The sequence below is a fragment of the Mesorhizobium sp. MC2-1-1 genome, assembly GCF_057597255.1.
Genome location: NZ_CP195205.1, coordinates 5,248,480 through 5,272,719 on the forward strand (window position 1 = coordinate 5,248,480; position 24,240 = coordinate 5,272,719).

The following is a 24,240-nucleotide window of genomic DNA, read 5'->3' on the forward strand; positions in this document are numbered from 1 at the left end:
ACATTGACGGCGCCAAGCCGTGCGGGTGAGATTATGCGGGGGAATCGGCCGCCCTCCGTCGCGGTCCTGGGAGCTTTTGACGGCGAATGAGCGAAGCCGGGAATTTGGGGACCGAAAAGGCTGGCGCCTATCGCGTCCTGGCGCGCAAATATCGCCCTTCGAATTTCTCCGAGCTGATCGGCCAGGAGCCGATGGTCCGCACGCTGACCAATGCGTTTGCCACCGGCCGCATCGCCCAGGCCTGGATGCTGACTGGCGTGCGCGGTGTCGGCAAGACGACGACCGCGCGTATCCTGGCGCGGGCGCTCAATTACAAGACCGCGACCGTCGACCAGCCCTCCGTCGACCTTTCGATCCCCGGAGAGCATTGCCAGGCGATCATGGAAGGCCGCCATGTCGACGTCATCGAGATGGACGCCGCCTCGCACACAGGCATTGACGACATCAGGGATATCATCGACCGGGTGCGCTACGCGCCGGTCTCGGGCCGCTACAAGGTCTACATCATCGACGAAGTGCACATGCTCTCCACGCAGGCCTTCAACGGCCTTTTGAAGACCCTGGAAGAGCCGCCGCCGCACGTCAAATTCATCTTCGCCACCACCGAGATCCGCAAGGTGCCGATCACCGTCCTGTCGCGCTGCCAGCGCTTCGACCTGAGGCGCATCGATGCCGGTGCGCTGGTCGGACATCTGTCCTCGATCGCTGCCAAGGAAGGCATTTCCGTCGACGACGAGGCCCTGGCAATGATCGCGCGGGCCGCCGAGGGCTCGGCGCGCGATTCGCTTTCCATCCTCGACCAGGCAATCGCCCATGGCAGCGGCGCCGTCAGCGCCGACGCGGTGCGCGCCATGCTGGGCCTCGCCGATCGCGCCCGCATCATCGATTTGTTCGAGCATGTCATGAGAGGCGACGTTGCGTCGGCCTTGGCCGAGTTCCGCGCGCAGTATGACACGGGCGCCGATCCGGCCGCCGTGCTCACCGATCTTGCCGAGTTCAACCACCTCGTCACCCGGCTGCGCTTCGTGCCGACGGCCGCCGACGATGCGTCGCTTTCCGAGGACGAGCGCCGGCGCGGCGCCGAATTCGCCCGCACGCTCTCGGTGCGCGTGCTGTCGCGGACCTGGCAGATGCTGCTCAAGGGCATTCCCGAGGTGCAGTCCTCAAATCGGCCGGTCAGTGCCGGCGAAATGGTGCTGATCAGGCTGGCGCATGCCGCCGACCTGCCGACCCTGGACGAGGCGCTGAAGTCGCTGGAGGGTGCGGGGCCGCTGCCGAACGGCGCGCCGCGCGTCAATGGCGCCCCCGCAAATCCGGGCAACGGCGGCGGCGCAAGTGCCGTCGCGCAGACCCGGATGCCCACCTCAAATGGCGGCGCGCAGACCATGCGTCTGGTCGATGCGCAGCCCGTTCCGGAGGCCTACGTTGCGGCGCCCACGCCGGTCGCCGAGGTGCCTGTCGTTCCGGTCAAGTCGTTGGCCGACATTGTCGCGCTTGCCGACGCCAATCGTGACATGGCCTTCAAGGTGCTGCTGAAGCGTTGCGTGCGGCCGGTGCGCATCGAGCCCGGCCGTCTCGACGTGACCCTGACCGACGACGCGCCGAAGATGCTGCTCAACGACCTGACGACCAAGCTGCGCGCCTGGACCGGCCGCAACTGGCTGGTGTCGCTTTCGAAGGAAGAGGGCGGCCAGACATTGGCCGAGATGGAGACGACGAAGCGCGAGAACGCCTTCTCCGACGCCAAGAGCGACCCGACGGTCGCCGCCATCCTCGCCCGCTTCCCCGGCGCCAGGATCATCGACGTGCGCATTCCGGACACGCCGGACGTGGAAGAGGCCGAGGCCGAAGTGCCTGTGGAGCCCGCCGCGGATGACGACGAGATTTGAAGCAACAAAAGGACATTTGAGATGAAAGATCTTCTCGGCCTGATGGGCAAGGCGAAGGAAATGCAGGCCAAGTTCCAGGCCATGCAGGAAGAGGTCGCCACGCTCGAGGCGACCGGCCAGGCTGGTGGCGGTCTGGTCAGCGTCACGCTCACCGGCAAGTTCGAGATGAAGGCGCTGAAGATCGATCCGTCGCTGATCAAGGCGGACGAAGCCGAGATCCTCGAGGACCTCATCCTGGCCGCCTACAATGACGCCAAAAATAAGGTGGAGCAGGTCATGCAGGAGAAGACCAAGGCGTTGACGGCGGGCTTGCCGATTCCACCTGGAATGAAATTGCCGTTCTGAGCGGCGTCCGCCAGTTAATTGATTATGAACGGAAATTGAGCCCGAGCCCCGATATTAACCATTTGCCGGCGTTGCTCACGGGCTCATTTCGCGACTTTCATAAAGTTTTACCCAAGTCGAGAATTTGCTAACCCTCTAGCCATCTTTTTGCCTGAAAGAGTCTCATTCTTGCCACATCTCGGGGCGGGCTGGCATCTTGGACATGAGGCTTTTTTGGTGATCGCGACGCGATGGAAGACGCCGCTGCTGCTTATCGGCATCGTCACTTCCCCCTTGCTGCTGGCCGGCTGCAGCCAGACCACTTCATCCCATGGCATGTCGGTGTCGGGCCTGACCGATGCGCTGACGCCGAGCTTCCTGACGCGTTCCTCAAGCCATTCGCTCAAGGACAAGGAGTGCCTTCAAAGGGCGATGTTCTTCGAGTCGAACCGGTCGAGCCGCGACGGCATGATCGCTGTCGGCACGGTCGTGATGAACCGTCTGCGTTCGGGCCAGCATGGCAACACCATCTGCGAGGTCGTCGGCGAGAAGGGCCAGTTCGCGCCCGGCGTGCTGACGCGGCCGATGAATTCCAAGGCGCTGCCCGATGTCGAGGAAGCCGCCGAAGCGGTGCTGCGCGGCGAGCGCAAGGCCAAGCTCAAGAACACGATGTATTTCCATACAGCGGGCCTGCGTTTCCCCTACAAGAACATGCATTACACGATGGTGGCCGGCGGCAACGCCTTCTACGAGAAGCGAGGCCGCAACTGGCAGCCGCTGCCGGACGAGCCGATGGTCGCCATGGCTTCCGACAAGCAGCAGAAGGTCGACCCCGCCGCGCCCGTGCTGATGGCTTCCGCCGAACCGGTGGTCAAGACGATCGTGCGGCCGGATCCGGCCAAGCAGGCCGCGATGACGGAACCGGCGCTTCCGGCCAAGGCGGCTATCGTTCCGGCCGAAGAGACCTATGTGACGGCCGCCGCGGCGCCGTCGCAGAAATCCGGCCGCCTCGCGCAGAAGCAGCTCGCGCAGAAGCAGATGGTGGTGGCGATGCAGGAGCCGATGGCCGAACCGGACGCCTCGCGTTTCGGGGGTGCGCTCAAGGGCCGCTATATCACCTCGGTGCCCAGTGCGCCGCAGGAGGCGGCGATGGGCTTCCAGTCGACGCCTGAGAACACCGACGCCATCGGCGCGATGATCGTCAGCCAGGATCGGCCGCTGGAAACCAACTGACCCTGATCGCATTCAACGCGGGGCTCGTGATGGCAGCATGGCGGGCCCTGTTTCGTCGCGACAGTTCCAAACCGCTCGGAAAAATCCTAGATCAAGGCGATGTCGAAGAGAATCGCCGGTCCGGAAATCGAACGCCTGATCCAACTCCTGGCCAAGGTGCCCGGGCTTGGGCCGCGCTCGGCCAGGCGCGCCGCGCTCCATCTCATCAAGAAGAAGGAACAGCTGCTCGAGCCTTTGGCCGCCGCCATGGGCGAGGCGGTCGACAAGGTTCGCATCTGCTCGACCTGCGGCAATGTCGACACGTCCGACCCTTGCATGATCTGCACCGATGCGCGCCGTGACGCCGGCACGCTGATCGTCGTCGAGGATGTCTCGGACCTCTGGGCGCTGGAGCGGGCGGCCGCCATGAACGTGCGCTACCATGTGCTCGGCGGCACGCTGTCGCCGCTCGACGGTATAGGTCCCGACCAGCTCAACATCCGTTCGCTGGTCGACCGCGTCGCCGGCGGCGAGGTGAAGGAAGTCATCCTTGCGGTCAACGCCACCGTCGAGGGACAGACGACCGCGCATTATTTGACGGATCAGTTGTCGGGCTTTGATGTGAAGGTGACGCGGCTGGCGCATGGCGTGCCGGTCGGCGGCGAACTCGACTATCTCGACGAAGGCACGCTGGCCGCGGCACTTCGCTCGAGGACGGCGTTTTGAGGGGAATTGGGAGGATGCGCGCCATGACCGAGAGGCATCCTTCGAAGATTGTGCCGGGCATTCCGGGCACGAGAGGACGCGGCTTTTGTGTGCCTGCTCTCGCATTCCTGCTGGTCGCGATGATCGGACTTTATTCTTCCCCGACCCGCGCCGCTCCCATCGACGACCAGTTCCAGGCTTGGCTCCAAACCGACCTCTGGCCTGAAGCCAAGTCCAAGGGCATTTCGAAAAAAACCTTCGATGCAGCCTTCATCGGCGTGAAGCCCAACCTGAAACTGCCGGACCTCGTCATGCCCGGCGAGAAACCGACGACGCCTGAGAAACAGCACCAGGCCGAGTTCGGTCCTCCAGCCAATTATTTCGCAGAAAAGATCGTTCGGGCCGTGACCTCGGGCGCAAGGACGCGCGAGAGCGCCAACGCCAGGACGCTCGGTTTGATCGAGAAACGCTATGGCGTGCCGGGCGAGATCGTGCTGGCGATCTGGGGTCGCGAGACCGGCTTCGGCGCGGCCAAGATGCCATACGATGCCTTCGAGGTGCTGGGCACCGACGCCTTCATGTCGACCAAGAAGGATTTCTTTCGCACCGAGGTGCTGGCGGCTCTGGAGATCGTCGAACGCGGGCTGGCGCCGGTCAATGCGATGAAATCATCCTGGGCCGGCGCGCTCGGCCAGCCGCAATTCATGCCGACCTCCTTCCTCAAGCACGCCGTCGACTTCGACGGCGACGGTCGGCCCGACATCTGGAATTCCACCCCCGACGTGCTCGCCTCGATCGCCAACTACCTCGTCCACTATGGCTGGGTGAGGGGGCGCGGCTGGGGTGTCGAGGTGACGGTGCCGGCAAATGTCTCCTGCTCGCTCGAGGGACCCGACCAGGGCAAGAAGATCTCCGACTGGGTGGCGATGGGCATCAGGCGCGTCGACAACAGGGCGTTTGCGGCAAGCGAATTGAAGGCCGAAGGTCTCCTTCTGATGCCGGCCGGGCGCAGCGGACCGGCCTTCATCGTCACGCCGAACTTCTATGTGATCAAGCAATACAACAACAGCGACCTCTACGGCCTGTTCATCGGCCATGCCGCCGACCGCATCGCCAAGGGCGACGCCACCTTCGCCGGGACCTGGGGCGCGGTCGGCGATCTCCATCGCTCCGACATAGCCGCCTTGCAGCGCGCGCTGGAGGCCAAGGGCTACGATGTCGGCAGCGCCGATGGCCTGCCCGGCTTCAAGACCCGCCGCTCGATCGGCATCTGGCAGGCCAAGAACGGCAGGCCCGCCACCTGCTTTCCCGATGCCGGCCTCGTCGCGGCACTGAAATAGCTCCGAATTTTAGCAGATTTTTCCGGATACGCCGCGACGGTCGATCAGCCTGTGCGTCGACGGACCTCGGACGATCCTGGACCAATATGCCGTCGTGCAAATGCTCGTTGCCGGGTCGAGTGCTCCCCGTTATGGTGTTGACCAACTGGACAAAAACCGTCCGGGGGCCGCCATCCGGTCCGGCAGGAAAATGCCTCAGCCTTGAGCCGGGAACTCGGGGTCAACAAAACAGGGAACGATCACCATGATGCTGGAAAAGTTTGCTCTTCGCTCTCGCGCCTTGCTTGCGGGCGCCGCGTTGTCCGCGCTGCTCGTCGCGCCCGCTTTCGCGGTCACGCCCGCCGATACCTTGGTCGAGGGCTTTGCCATCGACGATATCATTTCGATGGATCCGGGCGAGGCGTTCGAACTGTCGACCGCCGAAGTCACCGGCAACACCTATGATCTCCTGGTCCGTCTCGACCTCAGCGATACCTCGAAGGTCAAGCCCGACCTCGCCGAGAGCTGGAGCGTTTCCGATGACGGCCTGACCTACACCTTCAAGCTCAAGCCGGGCATGAAGTTCGCCTCCGGCAATCCGATCACCGCGGCCGATGTCGCCTATTCCTTCGAGCGCGCCATCAAGCTCGACAAGAGCCCGGCCTTCATTATCAACCAGTTCGGTATCAGCGGCGACAATGTCACCCAGAAGGCCAAGGCAGTCGATGACACCACCTTCCAGTTCGTCGTCGACAAGCCCTATGCGCCGAGCTTCGTGCTGAACTGCCTCTCCGCCACGGTCGCTTCCGTTGTCGACAGCAAGCTGGTCAAGGAACATGTCGCCGCCGTCACGCCGAGCGCCGACTACAAATGGGACAACGACTTCGGCAACGCCTGGCTGAAGACGGGCTATGCCGGCTCCGGGCCTTATAAACTGCGCGAATGGCGCGCCAATGAAGCGGTCGTGCTGGAGCGCAACGACAATTACAATGGCGAGAAGGCAAAGCTTGCCCGCGTCATCTACCGCAACATGAAGGAAAGCTCCGCGCAGCGCCTGGCGCTGGAAGCCGGCGACATCGACGTTGCCCGCAACCTGGAGCCCAACGATCTCGACGCCATCGCCAAGAACGCCGATCTCACCACCACCAGCGCGCCGAAGGGCACGGTCTATTACATCAGCCTCAACCAGAAGAACCCGAATCTCGCCAAGCCCGAGGTGCGGCAGGCCTTCAAATATCTGGTCGACTACGATGCGCTGAGCACGACCATCCTCAAGGGCATCGGCGAGATCCACCAGTCCTTCCTGCCGAAAGGCGACCTTGGCGCGATCGACGACAATCCCTTCAAGCTCGACGTCGCCAAGGCCAAGGAACTGCTTGCCAAGGCAGGGCTGCCCAATGGTTTCAAGGTGACAATGGACGTTCGCACCGGCCAGCCGACCACCGGCATGGCGGAATCGATCCAGCAGACGCTCGGCCAGGCCGGGATCCAGTTGGAGATCATTCCGGGTGATGGTAAGCAAACGCTGACCAAATACCGCGCCCGCAACCATGACATCTATATCGGCAACTGGGGCCAGGATTATTTCGATCCGAATTCCAACGCCCAGACCTTCGCCTCCAATCCGGACAATTCCGACGCCGCCAAGATCAAGACATTGGCCTGGCGCAATGCCTGGGACATTCCGGACCTGACCAAGGAGACCGAGGCGGCGTTGCTGGAGAAGGATTCGGGCAAGCGCGCCGACATGTACAAGGACCTGCAGCAGAAGATCCTCGACACCAGCCCCTTCGTCATCATCCACCAGCAGCTGGAAGTGGCGGGCTTGCGTAAGAACCTCAAGGGCTTCGCGCTCGGCCCGAGCTTCGACACCAACTTCGTCGGTCCGGTGTCCAAGGAATAGTGTCTTCGGACGCCTCGCGTGAGCGTAGCTGAAAACCAGGTGGTGGCGGGGCGCGGCAGCGCCCGCGCCTTCGCCGTTCTGTCGTCTCTCGGCCGCTTCCTGGTCATTGCGGTGACGACCTATCTCGGTCTCCTCGCGGTGACCTTCTTCATCGGCCGCGTCATTCCGATCGATCCGGTTCTTGCCGTTCTGGGCGACAGGGCTCCCACCGCCGTCGTCGAGCGCACGCGCCGCGAAATGGGCCTCGACCTGCCGTGGATCGAGCAGTTCTACCTCTATGTCAAAGCAGCGCTGAGGGGCGATTTCGGCACCTCGGTGCTGACCACCAATCCGGTGATGTCGGATATCCGCCGCGTCTTCCCGGCGACCATCGAGCTTGCGACGCTGGGCACGCTGATGGGCGCCATCATCGGCGTGCCGCTCGGCGTACTGGCCGCGGTCAAGCGCGGCAGCCTGATCGACCAGATCGCCCGCGTCGTTGGCCTTATCGGCTATTCCGTGCCGATTTTCTGGCTTGGCCTGCTCGGGCTGGTGCTGTTCTACGCCAAGCTGCAATGGATCGCTTTCCCGGCGCGACTCGACGTCGTCTACGAATACACCTTCACGCCGATAACCGGCTTTTACCTGCTCGATGCCGCGATCCAGGGGCAGTGGGACGTCTTCCACGACGCATGGCGTCATATCGTCCTGCCGGCCGCGCTGCTCGGGTATCTGTCGCTCGCCTATATCAGCCGCATGACCCGCTCCTTCATGCTGAACGAGCTGGCGCAGGAATACATCGTCGCGGCGCGCGCGAAGGGCCTGTCGGAGACGCGCATCATCTGGGGCCACGCGCTGCGCAACGCCGCCGTGCCGATGGTGACAGTGATCGCGCTTTCCTATGCCAACCTGCTCGAAGGCTCGGTGCTGACCGAGACGGTCTTCTCCTGGCCGGGCATCGGCCTCTACATCACCAATTCGCTGCAGAATGCCGACATGAACGCCGTGCTTGGCGGCACCATCGCCATCGGCTCGGTCTTCATCGCCATCAACCTTCTGTCCGACCTGCTCTACCGGCTGCTCGATCCGAGGACGAAGGTTGGATGAGCGCTGAAATCATCCAATCCCGCCGCGAATGGCTGCTGAGCGACCGGCCGGCATCGCGCCTGCAGGCAAGGCTGGGCCGCGCCTATGTCGCCTGGCGGCGCTTCTCCGCCAATCGGCTGGCGCTGGTCGGCATGCTGATCATCATCGCGCTCTTGGTGGTCGCGGCTTTTGCCGATGTGCTGGCGCCCTATTCGCCGACCATTGGCGATCTGAAGAACGCTCGCCTGCTGCCGCCGGGCGCCGCGCACTGGTTCGGCACAGACGACCTCGGCCGCGACATCTATTCGCGCATCGTCTATGGCGCGCGCTGGACGCTTTACGTGGTGATCCTCGTCGCCGTCATCGCCGCCCCCATCGGCCTCCTGGTCGGCACTGTCGCCGGTTATGCCGGCGGCTGGACCGACACGATCCTGATGCGCATCACCGATATCTTCCTCGCCTTTCCGAAGCTGGTGCTGGCGCTCGCCTTCGTCGCGGCGCTCGGGCCCGGAATCGAGAACGCCGTCCTGGCGATAGCCATCACCTCCTGGCCGCCCTATGCCCGCATCGCGCGCGCCGAGACGCTCACGGTGCGCAACTCCGATTACATCAAGGCCGTGCAACTGATGGGCGCCTCGCCCTTCCGCATTGTGCTGCGCCACATCATGCCGCTCTGCATCTCCTCGCTGATCATCCGCGTCACGCTCGACATGGCGGGCATCATCCTGACCGCCGCGGGTCTCGGCTTCCTCGGCCTCGGGGCGCAGCCGCCTTTGCCTGAATGGGGCGCGATGATTGCGTCCGGCCGCCGCTTCATCCTCGATCAGTGGTGGGTTGCCGCCGCCCCGGGCGCGGCCATCCTCATCGTCAGCCTCGGCTTCAACTTGCTGGGCGACGGCCTGCGCGACGCGCTCGATCCCCGGAGTGGTGACCAATGAGTGGTGACCAATGAGTGGCGACACGCTTCTCGACGTCGACGACCTGCGCGTCACCTTCCCGACGCGCACCGGTCTGGTAAAGGCCGTGCGCGGCGTCTCCTTCTCGCTCGGTCGCGAGCGCCTGGGCATTGTCGGTGAGAGCGGTTCCGGCAAATCGCAGACCGGCCGCGCAATCATGGGCCTCACGCCGCCGCAGGCCGAGGTTTCGGCGAAGAAGCTCGCCTTCGACGGCATCGACCTGCTGTCCATATCGCTGCGCGAGCGCCGCGCGCTGCGCGGAAACCGCATCGCCATGATCCTGCAGGATCCGAAATATTCGCTCGACCCGGTGATGACCATCGGCCGCCAGATCGTCGAGACGCTGCGCACGCACGAAAAAGTCTCCAAGGCCGAGGCGCGCGAGCGCGCGCTGGCCATGCTGCAGGCGGTGCAGATCCGCGATCCGGCCCGCGTCTTCGACCTTTACCCGCACGAGGTCTCGGGCGGCATGGGCCAGCGCGCCATGATCGCCATGATGCTGGTCACCGGACCCGAACTGATGATCGCCGATGAGCCGACCTCGGCGCTCGACGTCACCGTGCAGCTCGACGTGCTCAAGATTCTAGACAAGCTCGTCTCCGAGCGCGGCATGGGCCTCATCTTCATCTCGCACGACCTGCGCCTGGTCTCCTCCTTCTGCGACCGCGTCGTCGTCATGTATGCCGGCAAGGTGGTCGAGCAGATCAAAGCGTCCGAACTGCGTGACGCCCAACATCCCTACACGCGCGGCCTGCTCAACTGCATGCCGAGGATCGGCTTCGAGCGCCATCCGCTGCCTGTCCTCGACCGCAAGCCGGAGTGGGCTGCATGACGGCCGCCATTACCCTCGAAGGGCTTGAGGTGGTCTTCGACCGTTTTCGCGCGCTGAAGGGCGTCAGCCTCGAAGTGCGGGAGGGCGAATCCTACGGGCTGGTCGGCGAGAGCGGTTCCGGAAAGTCGACGCTTCTGAGGGCCATCACTGGCCTGGCGCCTGTCGCTTCCGGCAAGATCACCGTCAACGGCAAGACCTTGGGCAAGACGCGCGACAAGGCCTTTTACCGCGAGGTGCAGATGGTGTTCCAGGACCCGTACGGCTCGCTGCATCCGCGCCAGACGGTCGACCGCCTGCTGCAGGAGCCCCTCGCGATCCACGGCATAGCCGACGGCGAGAAGCGCATCCAGCGCGCGCTTGATGAGGTCGGTCTCGGCAACGGTTTCCGCTTCCGCTATGCGCACCAGCTCTCTGGCGGCCAGCGCCAGCGCGTGGCGATTGCCCGCGCGCTGATCCTCGAACCTTCGGTCCTGCTGCTCGACGAGCCGACCTCGGCGCTCGACGCCTCGGTGCAGGCGGAGGTGCTCAACCTGCTGGAAGAGGTCCGGCGCCGCCGCAAGCTGACCTTCCTGATGGTCAGCCACGACCTCGCCATCGTCACCCATATGTGCGAGCGGCTGATGGTGATGCAGAACGGCGAGGCGGTGGAAACGCTGACCGCAAGCCAGCTGATCGGTCACCGCGTGAGCGAGGACTATACGCGCAATCTGCTCAGGGCGAGCGAAGGGTTCGTGCGGACAGCGTGACTTCGTCCGGAGGGGGCTATTTTATGGGCGAGTGGAAATTCTCAGATCCGCCCAATGTCGCGGTATTCGTGGACAAAGGCATCTTCCGCCGGGATGATTGGATCGCATATGTGTCGCATGATGACGAAGACGGTAGTTGGCAATTCCATAACAGCGCTCCGGGGCCTGTCGCTGATGACGACATAATGCTCGTCGGCCTGCAGGAAGTGGTTGAGCGAGATGAGAGCATTGTCGAACTAGCCGATTTGCCCGAGGGTTGGCACGCTTGGCGCAACTCGAAATCGTCGCCTTGGCAGCGTGCAAAATCGCCGCCCGTGGCTTTCAATGACAACGATGATCCGGCAGGAAGTTAAGTAGGGCTTTCTATCGGTTCGCCGGCATCGACAACCGGGAACTCCCGCCCATCCTTCGGCTCCTTGATCCTGAACCACGTCACATAAAGCGCCGGCAGGAACAGTAGCGTGATCGCCGTTCCCGCGATGATGCCGCCCATCATGGCGTAGGCCATAGGCCCCCAGAATACTTCGCGCGCGATCGGGATCAACGCCAGGCTGGCGGCGGCCGCTGTCAGCGCGATCGGCCGCATGCGATGCTCGGTCGCTTCGATCACCGCCGCCCAGCGGTCCTTGCCTTCCTTGACCAGATCCTCGATCTGCACGATCAGGATGACGGAATTGCGGATCAAGATGCCGATCAGCGCGAGCACGCCGAGGATGGCGACGAAACCGAGCGGCGCGCCGCTGGGCACCAGGGCCGCCACCACGCCGATCAGGCCGAGCGGCGCCACCGCCACCACCAGGAACAGGCGCTGGAAGCTCTGCAACTGCACCATCAGGATCGTCGCCATGGTGAACAGCATCAAGGGCACCACGGCCGCGATCGGCCCCTGGCTCTTGGCGCTTTGCTCGACGGTGCCGGCGGTCTCCACCGAATAGCCGGCCGGCAGCTTGGCGATGAAGGCATCGACCGACGGCTTCAGCTCATCGACGACAGTTGCCGGCAGCACGTCGCCGATCAGCCCGGCGCGCACGGTGATCGTTGGCGTCCGGTTGCGCCGCCACACGGTCGGCTGCTCCAGATCGTAGCGGAAGTTGGCCACGGCGGCGAGAGGGATCGATTCGCCGTTGCCGGTCGGCAATTGCATGTTCTGCAAGGTCTCGATCGAGCCGCGCTCGGCCTCGCGCGAACGCGCGACGACATTGATGAGATAGGTCGCGTCGCGCACCTGCGTGATCGTTGAGCCGCCAACCGTGCTGTTCAGCGCGCTGGCGATGTCGGACGAGGTGATGCCGAGCTGGCGCGCCTTGTCCTGCAGCACGTCGACCCGCAGCACGCGCTGCGGCTCGTTCCAGTCGAAGGTGGGCGCCGCCAGCTTGGGATTGGCCGAGATCACCCCGGCGAACTGCTGCGCGAGTTCCCTCACCGTCTGTATATCGGGACCGCCGACGCGGTACTGCACTGGCCGGCCGACCGGCGGGCCAAGCTCCAGCAATTTGACGAAAGCGTCTGTGCCGACGAACTCCTCGCGCAGCAGCTTCTCCAGCGCAGGCTTCAGCCGGTCGCGCGCCTCGAGGCTCTTGGTGACGATGACGGTCTGGCCGAAATAGGGATTGGCGGGCTGTACGTCATAAGCCAGAACGAAGCGCACGGCGCCCTGGCCGATATAGGAGGAGAAGCGCTCAATGTCGGGATTGCCGACGAGCGCCCGCTGCTCGAAGCGCTCCATCTGGTCGCGCGTCTCCGTGATCGAGGAGTTCTGCGGCAGGTTCCAGTCAACGATCAGCTCCGGCCGGTCGGACGGCGGGAAGAACTGCTGCTGCACGAGGCCGAAGCCGGCGACCGAGGCGGCGAACAGCAGCACTGTCGCGATGATTGTCAGCCAATGGCGACGAACGGAGAACACGAGCACGCGCCTGAACAGCAACGTGAAGCGTCCGGGCTGGTCGTGATGCTTGGCTTTCATCGTCGCCGGCAGGATGGTGACCCCAAGCAGCGGCGCGAACAGCACCGCCACGACCCATGACACGAGCAGCGATACCGCGATGACGACGAAGAGCGTGAAGGTGTATTCGCCGGCGGCGCTCGAATTGAGCCCGATCGGAATGAAGCCGGCGACCGTCACCAGCGTTCCGGTGAGCATCGGGAAAGCGGTCGAGGTATAGACATAGGTCGCCGCCTTGCGAAGATTGTCGCCGACCTCCAGCCGCGCCACCATCATCTCGACCGCGATCATCGCGTCGTCGACCAGAAGGCCGAGCGCGATGATCAGCGCGCCGAGCGAAATGCGCTGCAGCGATATGCCGAGATACTCCATGGCGGTGAAGGTGATGGCCAGCACCAGCGGAATCGACAGCGCGACGACGAAGCCGGCGCGCATGCCGAGGCTGATGAAGGAGACGGCGAGCACGATGGCGACCGCCTCGAACAGCGCCCGCGTGAAGCCCGATACCGCCTCCTCGACGATGACCGGCTGGTCAGCGACCAGATGCACGCCGACGCCGACCGGCAGGTCGGCCAGCACCTTGTTCATCTCCTCATGCAGCGCCTCGCCGAATTTGAGCAGGTTGGCGTTGGGTTTCATGCCGACGGCCAAACCGATCGCATCCTGGCCGTTGAAGCGGAACAGCGCCGTCGGCGGATCGACATAGCCGCGTCGGATCGTCGCCACGTCGCTGAGCCGGAAGAAGCGGTCGTTGACGCGTAGGTTGATGGCGCGCAGGCTTTCCTCGGACGCGAACTGGCCGCCGACGCGCACGCTGATGCGCTCGGGACCGGACTGGATGACGCCAGACGGGGTGATCGCGTTCTGCGCCTGCAGGCTGGCCACGATTTGCTGCTGGTTGAGGCCGAGCGCCGCGATCTGGCGGGTCGAGAATTCGAGATAGATCGCCTCGTCCTGCGCACCGACCAGATCGACCTTGCCGGCATTCGGCACGGTCAGGATCTTGGTGCGGACGTCCTCGACATAGTCGCGCAATTGGCGCGGCGTCAGCCCGTCGGCGGTGAAAGCATAGATGTTGCCGTAGACGTCGCCGAAGCGGTCGTTGAAGAACGGTCCCTGCACGCCCTGCGGGAATTGCGCCTTGATGTCGTTGACCATGTTGCGCACCTGAAGCCAGTTCGGCACGACGTCGCGCGCCTTGGTGGTGTCCTTCAGGTTGACGAAGATGACGGTTTGGCCGGCGGTGGTGATCGATTTGGTGTAGTCGAGGCTGTCGAGCTCCTCGAGCTTCTTCTCGATGCGGTCGGTCACCTGCTGCACCGTCTCCTTGACCGAGGCGCCGGGCCAATTGGCCTGGATGATCATGGTCTTGATGGTGAAGGCGGGGTCTTCCTCGCGGCCGAGATTGAGATAGGAGAAGATGCCAGCCACCACGAAGACCAGCATGAAATACCAGACAAGCGAACGGTGGCTGAGCGCCCAGTCGGAGAGATTGAAGCCCTTCATCAGATCCCGCCCTCCGGCACCTTGACCTTCTGGCCTTCGCTCAGGCTGTGGACTCCTGCGGTGACGACGCGCATGCCGGCCTCCAGCCCGTCGGCCACCGTGAAGCTGTTGCTGCTCTTGGACACGATCTTGATCTCGCGCATGCTCACGCTGGAGGATTGCGGATCGACGACCCAGACTTTGTCGGACCCGTCCTTCTTGAGCAGCGCCGACATCGGCAGTTCGATCGTGGGGCTGACCTTGGTCACGCGCGTCGCCGTGATCGTCGAGCCGAGCCGGAACGCCGTTGGCGGATTGACCAGCGTGAGCTTGACGCGCCGTGTGCGGGTAGCGCCTTCCGATTGCGGCGCGACCTCGCGCAGCCTGGCCTCGGTCTTGATGGTCGGCAGCGATTGCAGGGTGATCTCGAACGGCGTGCCGGCGGTCAGGTCGCCGGTCAACTGGTCGGGAATGTCGACCACGGCCTCGCGAGGATCGGTGCGCGCCACGGTGACGACGGTCTGCCCGGCGGAAACGGTTTGGCCCACCTCGGCGCCTGTAGCGGTGACGACGCCGTCGAAGTCCGAGAACAGGCGGGCGTAGCCGAGTTGCTCCTGCGACTTGGCCAAAGCGGCATTGGCGCGCTCGACGCCTGCTTCCGCTGCCTGCCGCGCCTGCTTCGCGGCATCGAATGTGGCTTGCGAGGTGTTGGCCGACGCAAGCAGCTGGCGCTGGCGTTCCTCGCTTGCGGCGGCGTTGGCGAATTGAGCCTGCGCATTCGACAGATCCGCTTTCGATGCCTGGACGGCAAGCTCCAGCGCTGTCGGGTCGAGCGCGGCGATCGTCGTGCCCTTGGTGACGAGGTCGCCGACCTTGACGTCGCGGGAGACGACGCGGCCGAGCAGGCGGAATGCAAGGTCGGCGCTGTATTGCGGCTCGACCGAGCCGGCGAACCCGAAGGTCTCGACCGTCTTCGGCTGGACTACCATCGACAGAACCGGCCGGATGACCTCCGGTGGCTTCTCCTGCGAACGCGAGCAGGCGGCAAGCGCTGCAAGGATAAGCAGGGCTGCGATGCGCGGCAGCAGGTTCATTGCTTTGCTTCCGCCACTTCGATCGTCTGTCCGGGGCTGAGCAATTGTCCGCCGGCGGTGACGACGCTCTGGCCTTCCTGCAAGCCCTTGGCGACGACGACCACGCCGGAATCAAAGGCGAGCACCTCGACCGGCGTCTCCTTCACCGCCTTGCTCGTCGGATCGACGATCCATACGGCTGGCTGGCCGCGGGTCGATGTCAGCGCCTGCCATGGCAACAGGATTGCTTTCACCGACCGGGCGCTGACCGTGCCGATGACGGCGGCCCCCAATGGCATGCCGACCGGCGTGTCGGGGATGCCGACCTTCACCCGGATCGATCCCGTCGCGGTATCGACCGCCGGCGAGATCTCACGCACTTCGCCCGCGGCCCGCACCTGCGGGTCCGAAAGCAGCGTGATCGTCACCGCGGGCGAGGGCGCGTTCTGCGCAACCAGCGTTTCATGAACGTTGAACACGGCGTCGCGATCGCCGTCCTCGGCGATCGTGAATACCGTCTGCGCCGCCTGCACCACCTGTCCGGCCTCGACCTGACGCGCCGTGATGACGCCGGCGGCCCCCGCCTTGAGCTCGGTGTAGGAGAGGTTTTCCTTGGCATTGGCCAACGCGCTTTGCGCGGCGTCGACGCTGCCCTGCGCCACTTTGAGTGTCTGGTTGGCGCTGTCGAAGTCGCGCCTGGTCGTGAAACCCTGCGAGAGCAGTGTCTTCTGCCGTTGGTAGGTGGCTGCGGCCTGGGTCAACTGCGCCTGCGCTGCATCGAGATCGGCCTGAACCGAGCGCAGATCCGAACTCCTGCTCCTGCGGGTCGATGCGGGCAAGCACCATGCCCCGTTCGACATGCTGGCCGACATCGACCAGTCGCTCGGCGACGCGGCCGCCGACGCGGAAGGAGAGATTGTTGAGCGTGCGCGCGGCGATCACGCCGGTCAGCGAGGTCCGTGGCGCATAATCGGCGAGCGCGACCGTCTGCGTGGTCACCATCACCGGCAGCTTCCTTTCCGCCGACTGCTTCTGGCAGCCGGTTGCCGAAAGCGCCGCGCCGGCACAGGCGATCGACAACAAGGTTCTTGGACGAAGAAAAAGGCGTAGCAGCGAAGACGGCAAGGCCGACGATGTCGCGTTCGTGCTCATGGTTTCCCTCAGTCCGTGGGAGCGGGTCCCGATGGGGTTACACGCCGCGGATGACACGAGATTAATCGATCGGCGGGAAAAGAAAACTATCTCCAGAGGGCATTTCGGCGGGCTGGTTAGGATCGCCTCTTTCTGCCTGACGCAATTCCTCACGGAAAGCCGCGCCGCATCATTGCTGGAATTGCTGCCAGGCAGGCCCAATCGACTGGCCATGGTGCCGACTTGAGGAAAACATGAAATAAGGACAGAAGGGTTCGACAAAACGAAACGGGCTTTCGCCCGATGAGGGATGAAATGAAGAATTCAGCTATTTCGGAACGCAAGAACCATTCGATCTCGCGTGGTGTCGGCATGACGACGCAGATCTATGCCGACCGCGCCGAGAATTCGGAAATCTGGGATGTCGAAGGACGCCGCTATATCGACTTCTCGTCCGGCATCGCCGTGGTCAACACTGGCCACCGCCATCCGAAGGTGATCGAGGCGGTCAAGGCGCAGCTCGACCGCTTCACCCACACTTGTCACCAGGTCGTGCCTTATGAGAGCTACGTGCATCTCGCCGAGCGTCTCAATGGCATGCTGCCCGGCAAGTTCGACAAGAAGACCATCTTCGTAACCACTGGCGCGGAGGCGGTCGAAAACGCCATCAAGATCGCCCGCAACGCCACCGGCCGCCAGGCGGTGATCGCCTTTTCCGGCGGCTTCCATGGCCGCACCTTCATGGGCATGGCGCTGACCGGCAAGGTCGTGCCATACAAGGTCGGCTTCGGCGCGATGCCGGCCGACGTCTTCCACGCCCCGTTCCCGGTCGCGCTGCACGGCGTTTCGGTCGCGGATTCTCTCGCCGCTCTCGACAAGCTGTTCAAGGCCGACGTCGATCCGAATCGCGTCGCCGCCATCATCGTCGAGCCGGTGCAGGGCGAGGGCGGCTTCTATGAAGCGCCGCGCGACTTCATGGCCGCGCTGCGCAAGATCTGCGACCAGCACGGCATCCTGCTCGTCGCCGACGAGGTGCAGACCGGCTTTGCCCGCACCGGCAAGATGTTCGCCATGGATCATCACGACGTGGCGCCCGATCTCACCACAATGGCCAAGAGCCTCGCCGGCGGCTTCCCGCTGGCGGCCGTCACCGGCCGCGCCGAGATCATGGACGCGCCCGGCCCCGGCGGCCTCGGCGGCACCTATGGCGGCAGCCCTATCGGCGTCGCCGCGGCGCATGCGGTGCTCGACGTGATCGACGAGGAAAAGCTCTGCGACCGCGCCAATGCGCTGGGCGCCAGGCTGAAGCAGCGGCTGGACTCGATCCGCGACGACGTGCCGGAGATTGTCGACATCCGCGGCCCCGGCTTCATGAACGCCGTCGAGTTCAACGACGTGAAGAAGGGCCTGCCGTCGGCCGAGTTCGCCAATGCGGTCAGGCTGAAGGCGCTGGACAAGGGCCTCATCCTGCTCACCTGCGGCGTATACGGCAATGTCATCCGCTTCCTGTCGCCGATCACCATCCAGGACGGCGTCATGACCGAGGCGCTGGATATTCTGGAGACCTCGATCCGCGAGGCGCGGGTGGCTTAAGGGCGCGCCTTGCATTCCTCCTGACGGCTTAGTCGAAGCGGTTGATGTGCCGTCAGGAGCTAGGATTCTGTAGCCAGACTGGAATATCCGTCTTGGCGTGCAGAACCCGCCAGACATCGATATGGTCGGTCTGTTCGAAATAGAAAATCAGATATGGATAGCGCTTGAATTGCACGCTGCGCAGACTTGGTAGTCCAATTTCATAGCCAAATCTCAGAGAGCCCGATCCCGGATGGCGGGCTATCAGTTGAAGGGCGCTTTCGAGGTCGTCCACGTAGCCCAGCGCCACGTGTGAACCAGCTTCTCGCGCATAATAATCAACAGCGTCCTCGATATCGCGCAGAGCACGGGTTCGAGGAATAATTGGCTTGGTGGCCACTAACTTATTGGCGCTGGGCTCGTTTCCTCAGCGCTGCGAAATAGTCGTCGTCAACAGCAGCAGCGGCCGGCGATGACGCACCCTCGAGGAGCAGGCGGCGAAGAAGCTGACGGTCCTGATCGCGGCGGATCAATTCACGCACATACTCGCTGCTTGTGCCATAGCCGCGATCCGTCACCTGCTGATCGACGAAATGCTTCAAGCTGTCGGGCAGTGAGATATTCATCGTGCTCATTCAGCCATTTTAAGGCTCATGGCAAAAATTGGCAATCTCTATGCGGTGGCCCTGGCCGATTCCATACCCTGGAACGCCGCAAGCGCCGCCTTCAGCGCGTCCGGCCCGCCTGCCACCGTCTGCGGCGTCGGCGAGAAGCCGGCGCCGAGCATCTTGCGGCCGAGCATGTGGTCGGCCGGCCGGTTGACGGATTCGATGCCGAGCAGCCGGTTGCCGGCATAATGGTAGATCGAGAACTTGTTCTCGGCCGGCTCGCCCAGCACGACATGGTGATCGCCGCCCTGCGTCAGCCCCACCATCTGCAGCTTCATGTCGCCGATGTCCGACCAGAACCAAGGCACAGCCGAGAACGGTTCGGCGTGGCCGAGGATGGTGCGCGCGGCAAGCCGCGCCTGGTCGGTGGCGTTCTGCACCGATTCCAGCCGCACGTTGCCGCCGGTGAACCAGTGCCGGTAGGAAGCGGCGTCGCCGACGGCGAGGATTTCGGGGATCGAGCTCCGCATATGCTGGTCGACGCGGATGCCGTTGGCGACCGCGATGCCGGCGGCCTCTGCCAACTCGACATTGGGCACCACGCCGATGCCGATGATCACCATCTGCGCCGGCAGGCGCTCACCGCCTGTCGTGATCGCGGCCGAGACATGGCCGCTTTCACCTTCCAGGCGGGCAACTGTGGTGCCGGTCAGGATGCGCACGCCGGTCGCCTCCAGCCGCTGGCGCACGTGCGCGGCGATTGTCGGCGCCACGGCCCGGCCGAGCAGCCGGTCGACGGCCTCGACGACGGTGACGTTACGGCCCGCGGCCCTCAATGTCGCCGCGATCTCGAGGCCGATGAAGCCGCCGCCGAGAATGACCACGTCCTCGGTTTGCGTGCTGAGCTCGCGGATCGTCCGCGCGTCGGCCAGCGAGCGCAGCGAGACCACGCCGGTGAGGCCGGCGCCGTCGAGTTTGAGCAGGCGTGGCCGCGAGCCGGTCGCAAGGATCAGCCGGTCGAAGGCGAGCTTTCCGCCGCCTGCGACATTCAACCGACCCCCGCTGGCATCGATAGCGTCGATGCGCAGGCCCGGCCGATAGTCGATAGTGTTGCCGGTGTAGAAGGCCTCGCCGCGCAGGGGCTGCGGCTTGGCCTCGGCGTCCTTGATGAAGGTCTTTGACAGCGGCGGCTTGTGATAGGGCAGTTCCTTCTCGTCGCCGACCAGGATGACAGGCCCTTCATAGCCCTCCTCGCGCAGACTGGCAGCGGCCTGCACGCCGGCATGGCCCGCACCGACAATCACAACCCCGTTCGTCATCGCAAACCCTTCTGCCAGCAAATATAGGCTCTTGCGCCAAGTGGCGATTGTCCGCGGACGCCGCAAGAGCCCACGTTCGGGTCGCATCGGGAACGGCTGCCTGTCAATCGAACCATCGGCGATTTCGCGGCAGGTGTCGGGCTTTAAAGTTGATAGTTCCAGTTTAGAATAGTTCTAAAGTATTGTTTCAATTGATTTTTTCTTCCTCGCCAGTTGACTTCCGGTCTCGTGGCCGCTTTATGGAAGGCCGCGCGCAAAGCGCAGTCCCTTTGATGTCTGGGCCTTGAACCCTTTCGATTGGAGGCAATTGGGTGTTTTTCTATCGCGAACCGCGCATCGGCGCGGCCACCAATTTTGCCGGCATGCTCATGCCTCGGCGCGCATGCGCACATGCGCCTTTTGCTGAATTTCCCTGGAACTGGAGAAAGATCATGACGGCACGTACTGGCGGCAGGCTGGCTGCGATCTGCGCCACGGTTGCGCTGACGGCGGCGGTGTTCGTGTTGCCGGCGAAAGCCGAGACCGACGCGAAGGCGGTGATCAAGACCTATGCCGACATCGCGCTGGCCAAATACGAGGATTCGCTGACCACCGCTGAGGCGCTGGACAAGGCGGTCGACGCGCTCGTCGCCAGCCCCTCCGCCGATACGTTGAAAGCCGCCCGCGAAGCCTGGAAGGCGGCGCGCGTTCCGTATCAGCAGACCGAGGTCTATCGCTTCGGCAACAAGATCGTCGACGACTGGGAAGGGCGCGTGAATTCCTGGCCGCAGGATGAGGGCCTGATCGACTATGTCGCCAAGAGCTACGGCACCGAGTCGGACGAAAACGCGCTCTACACAGCCAACGTCATCGCCAACAAGGAGATCGAGATCAACGGCAAGAAGGTCGACGCCTCGAAGCTGACGCCGGAATTCCTGTCCGGCACGCTGCAGGAGGCTGGCGGCGTCGAAGCCAATGTCGCGACTGGCTACCATGCCATCGAATTCCTGCTCTGGGGCCAGGACCTGCACGGCACCGGTCCCGGCGCCGGCGAGCGCCCCTACACGGACTACGACCTCAAGAACTGCAGCAACGGCAATTGCGACCGTCGCGCCGAATATCTGAAGTCGGCCAGCGATCTTCTGGTGTCCGACCTCCGCGAGATGGTCGACAATTGGAAGGAAGACGGCGCGGCGCGCAAGAACCTGATCGACGGCGATGCCAATGCCGCCATCTCCACCATCTTCACCGGCATGGGCTCGCTCTCCTATGGCGAGCTCGCCGGAGAGCGGATGAAGCTCGGCCTTTTGCTGCACGACCCGGAAGAGGAGCATGACTGCTTCTCCGATAACACCTACAACTCGCACCTTTACGACGCGATCGGCATCCGCGCCGCCTATCATGCCAGCTACACCCGGCTCGACGGCTCCGTGGTTTCGGGTCCGTCGGTGTCCGACATGGTGAAGGCCGCCGATCCGGCGATCGACAAGGAACTGTCGGGCAAGCTCGACGCCACCCTGGCCAAGATGGAGGCCATCAAGGCGCGCGCGCTTGCCGGCGAGGCCTACGACCAGCAGATCGCGGAAGGCAACACCGAGGGCAACGCCACCGTGCAGGCGGCGATCGATGCTTTGCTCGACCAGACCAAGTCGATCGAACGCGCCGTCGGCTCGCTCAAGCTGAACCAGATCGCCTTCGAGGGCTCCGACAGCCTCGACGCTCCCGACAAGGTGTTCAAGTAAGCTTTAGACGTACCCATCAAGCCAAGCGGCGCCGGACCGGCGCCGCCAGCCAGAGCAAGTCAATGCTGATCTGCCATTGCAACATCATAACCGAGAAGGAGATCGAGCAGACGATCGTCGGTCTGCTGGATGAGGATTCCTGGCAGTTGATCGTGCCAGCGAAGGTCTATCACGCGATGCGCAAGCGCGGCCGCTGTTGCGGCTGTTTCCCAAATGTGGTGGAAACGATCATTCGGGTCACCGAGAACTACCATGCCCGCACAGAGGTGGGCGGCGTGGATATCGTTTCACACCTGGATCGCGTGCGAGGCTTGCGCGGCCAATACGGGAGCAGAACCCATGAAAGGCGAACCGCAGATCATCGAGCGGCTTAACGAAGCCCTGTTCCTGGAGCTTGGGGCCGTCAACCAGTACTGGGTGCATTATCGTCTGCTCGAGGATTGGGGCTACACCAAGCTCGCAAAGAAGGAGAGGGCGGAATCGATCGAGGAAATGCACCACGCCGACAGGCTGATCGCGCGCATCATCTTCCTCGAGGGACATCCGAACCTGCAGTCCGTCGCGCCGCTGCGCATCGGCCAGAACGTCAAGGAAGTGCTCGAATCCGATCTGGCCGGCGAATATGACGCACGCACCGCCTACAAGCGCTCGCGCGAGATCTGCCACGAGGCCGGCGATTACGTTTCGATGAAGCTGTTCGAGGACCTTTTGACCGACGAGGAAGGACATATCGATTTCCTTGAAACGCAGCTCGATCTGCTGGCCTCGATCGGCGAGGAGAAGTACGGCCTGCTCAACGCCGACTCGGCCAACGAGGCGGAGTAAGGACATGCGGGAATGCGGCGCCCCGTAGGTTTTTCGGGCCGCTCGCGGCCGGCCGCAATTGACGGCCCGCCACTTCGGAAGATCCCGCGGTACCGGATTGGTCGCGGGGCATCGCTTTTGCTTGCGATCATGCTTTCCGCATCCGCCTTGGCCGTCGAGCCGGCAGCTCTACCGGCCAGCCGCACCGATCTGACGCCGAATGATCAGGCGCGGGTTCTGGCAGTCACCAAGCCGACCACAGATTTTACCAGGCCCGAGCCGTTTGAGCTGATGCAGGGCGGCGCCGGCACCTCGCTCAAGGACGTCAACCGCGACGCGTTCTCGCAATCCTCCGCCAACATCACCTTCGAGGAAGAAGCGACCTTCAAGCTTGGCAACGCGCTTTTCCGCAAGAACTGGGTGTCGTCGCCGTCCTCGACCCAGGCCTCGGACGGGCTCGGCCCGCTGTTCAACGAGCGCGCCTGCCAGAACTGCCATCTGAAGGATGGCCGCGGCCGCCCGCCGGAAGGCGCAGGCTCGACCTCGATGTTGCTCCGGCTTGCGCGCGACGCCGCCAGCGCGGAGGAAGAAGCCGAACTCGCCGACCACAAGGTGCTGAACTTTCCCGATCCGGTCTATGGCACGCAATTGCAGGATCTCGCGGTCCCCGGCCTCAAGGGCGAGGGCCGCATGCGTGTCGATTACACGCAAGAGAACGTGGCGCTCGGCGACGGCACCGTCGTTTCGCTGCGCAAGCCAAGCTACTCCGTCGACAATCTCGGCTGCGGACCGCTCGATCGCCGCACCACGCTGTCGCCGCGCCTGACTCCGCCGATGATCGGGCTCGGCCTGATCGAGCAGATCGCGCCAGTCGATATCCTCGCCCACGCCGATCCGGACGATCGCAACAGTGACGGCATTTCGGGCAGGCCGAATATCGTGCGCGACGAGTTGAGCGGCGAGGTGACCTTGGGCCGCTTCGGCTGGAAGGCCCAGGCAGCGTCGATTCGACAGCAGGCGGCCGACGCCTTCGCCGGCGATATCGGCATCTCGACGCCTGAAATGCCGAAGCATTGGGGCGATTGCACGCAAGCACAGAAGGATTGCCTTGCCATGCCGAACGGCGTGCAAGAACGCCTCGGCACCGCCGAGGCGCCGCCTCCGGTGATGGACCTCGTCACCTTCTATTCCCAGAACCTAGCCGTGCCGGCGCGCCGCGACATCGGCAACCCCGACATCCTTGCCGGCAAGAAGCAGTTCTACGAAATGGGCTGCATTGCCTGCCATACGCCGAAATTCGTCACCTTGCGCGGCACGCCCGACAAGGCGCAGTCCTTCCAACTGATCTGGCCCTATTCTGACTTCCTCCTGCACGACATGGGCGAGGGACTTGCCGACGGGCAGCGTGTGGGCGAAGCGAGCGGCAGCGAATGGCGCACCCCGCCGCTCTGGGGTATCGGGCTCACCGCGGCGGTCAACGGCAATGCCTTCTATCTGCATGACGGCCGCGCCCGCACGCTTGCCGAGGCGATCCTATGGCATGGGGGCGAGGGCCAGAAGGCGCGCGACCGCTTTGCCGGCGCCGCCACGGCCGATCGTGACGCGCTTATCAAGTTCCTGGAGTCGCTCTGATG

23 protein-coding genes are annotated in these 24,240 nt (G+C 64.0%); 17 read left to right on the forward strand and 6 right to left on the reverse strand.

Translation table 11 applies throughout. The annotated features are described in order from the left end of the window. The first annotated feature begins 86 nt into the window (after positions 1-86). From ACR64R_RS25900 to ACR64R_RS25950, 11 genes are all read left to right on the forward strand, one after another. A complete protein-coding gene (locus tag ACR64R_RS25900) occupies positions 87-1,889 on the forward strand; it encodes a DNA polymerase III subunit gamma/tau (protein ID WP_487359079.1) in 1,803 nt (600 codons plus the stop codon). Positions 1,890-1,910: 21 nt separating this feature from the next. Continuing rightward, complete coding sequence (locus ACR64R_RS25905) at positions 1,911-2,234, forward strand: YbaB/EbfC family nucleoid-associated protein (protein WP_487359080.1); 324 nt, start codon at positions 1,911-1,913, stop codon at positions 2,232-2,234. 216 nt (positions 2,235-2,450) lie between these two features. Continuing rightward, the gene (locus tag ACR64R_RS25910; protein ID WP_487359081.1) at positions 2,451-3,446 is read left to right on the forward strand and encodes a cell wall hydrolase; all 996 of its coding nucleotides are present in this window, start codon (positions 2,451-2,453) and stop codon (positions 3,444-3,446) included. 99 nt (positions 3,447-3,545) lie between these two features. After that, positions 3,546-4,151 (forward strand): recombination mediator RecR, encoded by a 606-nt coding sequence (gene recR, locus ACR64R_RS25915; protein ID WP_487359082.1) that lies wholly within the window; start codon positions 3,546-3,548, stop codon positions 4,149-4,151. Between the two features lie 23 nt (positions 4,152-4,174). Beyond that, entirely contained in the window at positions 4,175-5,470 is a 1,296-nt protein-coding gene (locus ACR64R_RS25920) for a lytic murein transglycosylase (protein WP_487359083.1), read from the forward strand. Between the two features lie 244 nt (positions 5,471-5,714). Beyond that, the gene (locus tag ACR64R_RS25925; RefSeq protein ID WP_487359084.1) at positions 5,715-7,352 is read left to right on the forward strand and encodes an ABC transporter substrate-binding protein; all 1,638 of its coding nucleotides are present in this window, start codon (positions 5,715-5,717) and stop codon (positions 7,350-7,352) included. Between the two features lie 18 nt (positions 7,353-7,370). Continuing rightward, a complete protein-coding gene (locus tag ACR64R_RS25930; protein ID WP_487359085.1) occupies positions 7,371-8,438 on the forward strand; it encodes an ABC transporter permease in 1,068 nt (355 codons plus the stop codon). Next, the gene (nikC, locus tag ACR64R_RS25935) at positions 8,435-9,355 is read left to right on the forward strand and encodes a nickel transporter permease (protein WP_487359086.1); all 921 of its coding nucleotides are present in this window, start codon (positions 8,435-8,437) and stop codon (positions 9,353-9,355) included. The genes ACR64R_RS25930 and nikC overlap by 4 nt, the downstream gene beginning before the upstream one ends. A 10-nt stretch (positions 9,356-9,365) precedes the next feature. Further along, positions 9,366-10,205 carry an ABC transporter ATP-binding protein gene (locus tag ACR64R_RS25940; protein WP_487359087.1) on the forward strand — a complete coding sequence of 280 codons (840 nt, stop codon included), beginning with the start codon at positions 9,366-9,368 and terminating at the stop codon, positions 10,203-10,205. Further along, the gene (locus tag ACR64R_RS25945) at positions 10,202-10,951 is read left to right on the forward strand and encodes an ABC transporter ATP-binding protein (protein ID WP_487359088.1); all 750 of its coding nucleotides are present in this window, start codon (positions 10,202-10,204) and stop codon (positions 10,949-10,951) included. The genes ACR64R_RS25940 and ACR64R_RS25945 overlap by 4 nt, the downstream gene beginning before the upstream one ends. 23 nt (positions 10,952-10,974) lie before the next feature. Continuing rightward, positions 10,975-11,304, forward strand: a complete 330-nt coding sequence (locus ACR64R_RS25950; protein WP_487359089.1) for a hypothetical protein — start codon at positions 10,975-10,977, stop codon at positions 11,302-11,304. Here ACR64R_RS25950 and ACR64R_RS25955 read toward each other — a convergent pair. From ACR64R_RS25955 to ACR64R_RS25965, 3 genes are read right to left on the reverse strand one after another with little or no spacing between them, the layout of a single operon-like run. Next, positions 11,301-14,399: an efflux RND transporter permease subunit gene (locus tag ACR64R_RS25955; RefSeq protein WP_487359090.1), complete on the reverse strand. Its 3,099-nt coding sequence runs from the start codon at positions 14,397-14,399 to the stop codon at positions 11,301-11,303. The genes ACR64R_RS25950 and ACR64R_RS25955 overlap by 4 nt on opposite strands. Continuing rightward, positions 14,399-15,472, reverse strand: coding sequence for an efflux RND transporter periplasmic adaptor subunit (locus ACR64R_RS25960; protein WP_487359091.1), 1,074 nt, complete (start codon positions 15,470-15,472; stop codon positions 14,399-14,401). The genes ACR64R_RS25955 and ACR64R_RS25960 overlap by 1 nt, the downstream gene beginning before the upstream one ends. After that, a complete protein-coding gene (locus ACR64R_RS25965; RefSeq protein WP_487359092.1) occupies positions 15,469-16,290 on the reverse strand; it encodes an efflux RND transporter periplasmic adaptor subunit in 822 nt (273 codons plus the stop codon). The genes ACR64R_RS25960 and ACR64R_RS25965 overlap by 4 nt, the downstream gene beginning before the upstream one ends. A gap of 152 nt (positions 16,291-16,442) precedes the next feature. On the opposite strand from ACR64R_RS25965, the gene ACR64R_RS25970 reads away from it, so the two are divergent. Further along, a complete protein-coding gene (locus ACR64R_RS25970; RefSeq protein ID WP_487359093.1) occupies positions 16,443-16,829 on the forward strand; it encodes a hypothetical protein in 387 nt (128 codons plus the stop codon). A 68-nt stretch (positions 16,830-16,897) separates the two neighbouring features. Continuing rightward, on the forward strand, positions 16,898-18,175 hold the full coding sequence (locus ACR64R_RS25975) for a 4-aminobutyrate--2-oxoglutarate transaminase (protein ID WP_487359094.1): 1,278 nt from the start codon (positions 16,898-16,900) through the stop codon (positions 18,173-18,175). 52 nt (positions 18,176-18,227) lie between these two features. Here the strand turns inward: ACR64R_RS25975 and ACR64R_RS25980 are convergent, their stop codons facing one another. From ACR64R_RS25980 to ACR64R_RS25990, 3 genes are read right to left on the reverse strand one after another with little or no spacing between them, the layout of a single operon-like run. Beyond that, positions 18,228-18,554: a type II toxin-antitoxin system RelE/ParE family toxin gene (locus ACR64R_RS25980; RefSeq protein WP_487359095.1), complete on the reverse strand. Its 327-nt coding sequence runs from the start codon at positions 18,552-18,554 to the stop codon at positions 18,228-18,230. A 4-nt stretch (positions 18,555-18,558) separates the two neighbouring features. Then, positions 18,559-18,789 (reverse strand): type II toxin-antitoxin system ParD family antitoxin, encoded by a 231-nt coding sequence (locus ACR64R_RS25985; protein ID WP_487359096.1) that lies wholly within the window; start codon positions 18,787-18,789, stop codon positions 18,559-18,561. A gap of 38 nt (positions 18,790-18,827) precedes the next feature. Further along, entirely contained in the window at positions 18,828-20,081 is a 1,254-nt protein-coding gene (locus ACR64R_RS25990; RefSeq protein ID WP_487359097.1) for an NAD(P)/FAD-dependent oxidoreductase, read from the reverse strand. Between the two features lie 431 nt (positions 20,082-20,512). Here ACR64R_RS25990 and ACR64R_RS25995 point away from each other — a divergent pair, with 431 nt between their 5' ends. From ACR64R_RS25995 to ACR64R_RS26010, 4 genes are all read left to right on the forward strand, one after another. Continuing rightward, complete coding sequence (locus ACR64R_RS25995) at positions 20,513-21,802, forward strand: imelysin family protein (RefSeq protein WP_487359098.1); 1,290 nt, start codon at positions 20,513-20,515, stop codon at positions 21,800-21,802. 62 nt (positions 21,803-21,864) lie between these two features. Next, positions 21,865-22,176 (forward strand): (2Fe-2S)-binding protein, encoded by a 312-nt coding sequence (locus tag ACR64R_RS26000; protein ID WP_487359099.1) that lies wholly within the window; start codon positions 21,865-21,867, stop codon positions 22,174-22,176. Then, positions 22,142-22,627 carry a bacterioferritin gene (gene bfr / locus ACR64R_RS26005; RefSeq protein WP_487359100.1) on the forward strand — a complete coding sequence of 162 codons (486 nt, stop codon included), beginning with the start codon at positions 22,142-22,144 and terminating at the stop codon, positions 22,625-22,627. Before ACR64R_RS26000 ends, bfr begins: the two co-directional genes overlap by 35 nt. A gap of 129 nt (positions 22,628-22,756) precedes the next feature. Next, a complete protein-coding gene (locus tag ACR64R_RS26010; RefSeq protein WP_487359101.1) occupies positions 22,757-24,238 on the forward strand; it encodes a di-heme oxidoreductase family protein in 1,482 nt (493 codons plus the stop codon). Positions 24,239-24,240 lie beyond the last annotated feature (2 nt).

Bases quoted from the DNA above. Each gene is read 5' to 3' on its own strand.
- ACR64R_RS25900 (WP_487359079.1), top strand. From the start codon at position 87: ATGAGCGAAGCCGGGAATTTGGGGACCGAAAAGGCTGGCGCCTATCGC.
- ACR64R_RS25905 (WP_487359080.1), top strand. From the start codon at position 1,911: ATGAAAGATCTTCTCGGCCTGATGGGCAAGGCGAAGGAAATGCAGGCC.
- recR (WP_487359082.1), top strand. From the start codon at position 3,546: ATGTCGAAGAGAATCGCCGGTCCGGAAATCGAACGCCTGATCCAACTC.
- ACR64R_RS25920 (WP_487359083.1), top strand. From the start codon at position 4,175: ATGACCGAGAGGCATCCTTCGAAGATTGTGCCGGGCATTCCGGGCACG.
- ACR64R_RS25925 (WP_487359084.1), top strand. From the start codon at position 5,715: ATGATGCTGGAAAAGTTTGCTCTTCGCTCTCGCGCCTTGCTTGCGGGC.
- nikC (WP_487359086.1), top strand. From the start codon at position 8,435: ATGAGCGCTGAAATCATCCAATCCCGCCGCGAATGGCTGCTGAGCGAC.
- ACR64R_RS25940 (WP_487359087.1), top strand. From the start codon at position 9,366: ATGAGTGGCGACACGCTTCTCGACGTCGACGACCTGCGCGTCACCTTC.
- ACR64R_RS25945 (WP_487359088.1), top strand. From the start codon at position 10,202: ATGACGGCCGCCATTACCCTCGAAGGGCTTGAGGTGGTCTTCGACCGT.
- ACR64R_RS25950 (WP_487359089.1), top strand. From the start codon at position 10,975: ATGGGCGAGTGGAAATTCTCAGATCCGCCCAATGTCGCGGTATTCGTG.
- ACR64R_RS25955 (WP_487359090.1), bottom strand. From the start codon at position 14,399: ATGAAGGGCTTCAATCTCTCCGACTGGGCGCTCAGCCACCGTTCGCTT.
- ACR64R_RS25960 (WP_487359091.1), bottom strand. From the start codon at position 15,472: ATGAACCTGCTGCCGCGCATCGCAGCCCTGCTTATCCTTGCAGCGCTT.
- ACR64R_RS25975 (WP_487359094.1), top strand. From the start codon at position 16,898: ATGAAGAATTCAGCTATTTCGGAACGCAAGAACCATTCGATCTCGCGT.
- ACR64R_RS25985 (WP_487359096.1), bottom strand. From the start codon at position 18,789: ATGAGCACGATGAATATCTCACTGCCCGACAGCTTGAAGCATTTCGTC.
- ACR64R_RS25990 (WP_487359097.1), bottom strand. From the start codon at position 20,081: ATGACGAACGGGGTTGTGATTGTCGGTGCGGGCCATGCCGGCGTGCAG.
- ACR64R_RS25995 (WP_487359098.1), top strand. From the start codon at position 20,513: ATGACGGCACGTACTGGCGGCAGGCTGGCTGCGATCTGCGCCACGGTT.
- ACR64R_RS26000 (WP_487359099.1), top strand. From the start codon at position 21,865: ATGCTGATCTGCCATTGCAACATCATAACCGAGAAGGAGATCGAGCAG.
- bfr (WP_487359100.1), top strand. From the start codon at position 22,142: ATGAAAGGCGAACCGCAGATCATCGAGCGGCTTAACGAAGCCCTGTTC.
- ACR64R_RS26010 (WP_487359101.1), top strand. From the start codon at position 22,757: ATGCTTTCCGCATCCGCCTTGGCCGTCGAGCCGGCAGCTCTACCGGCC.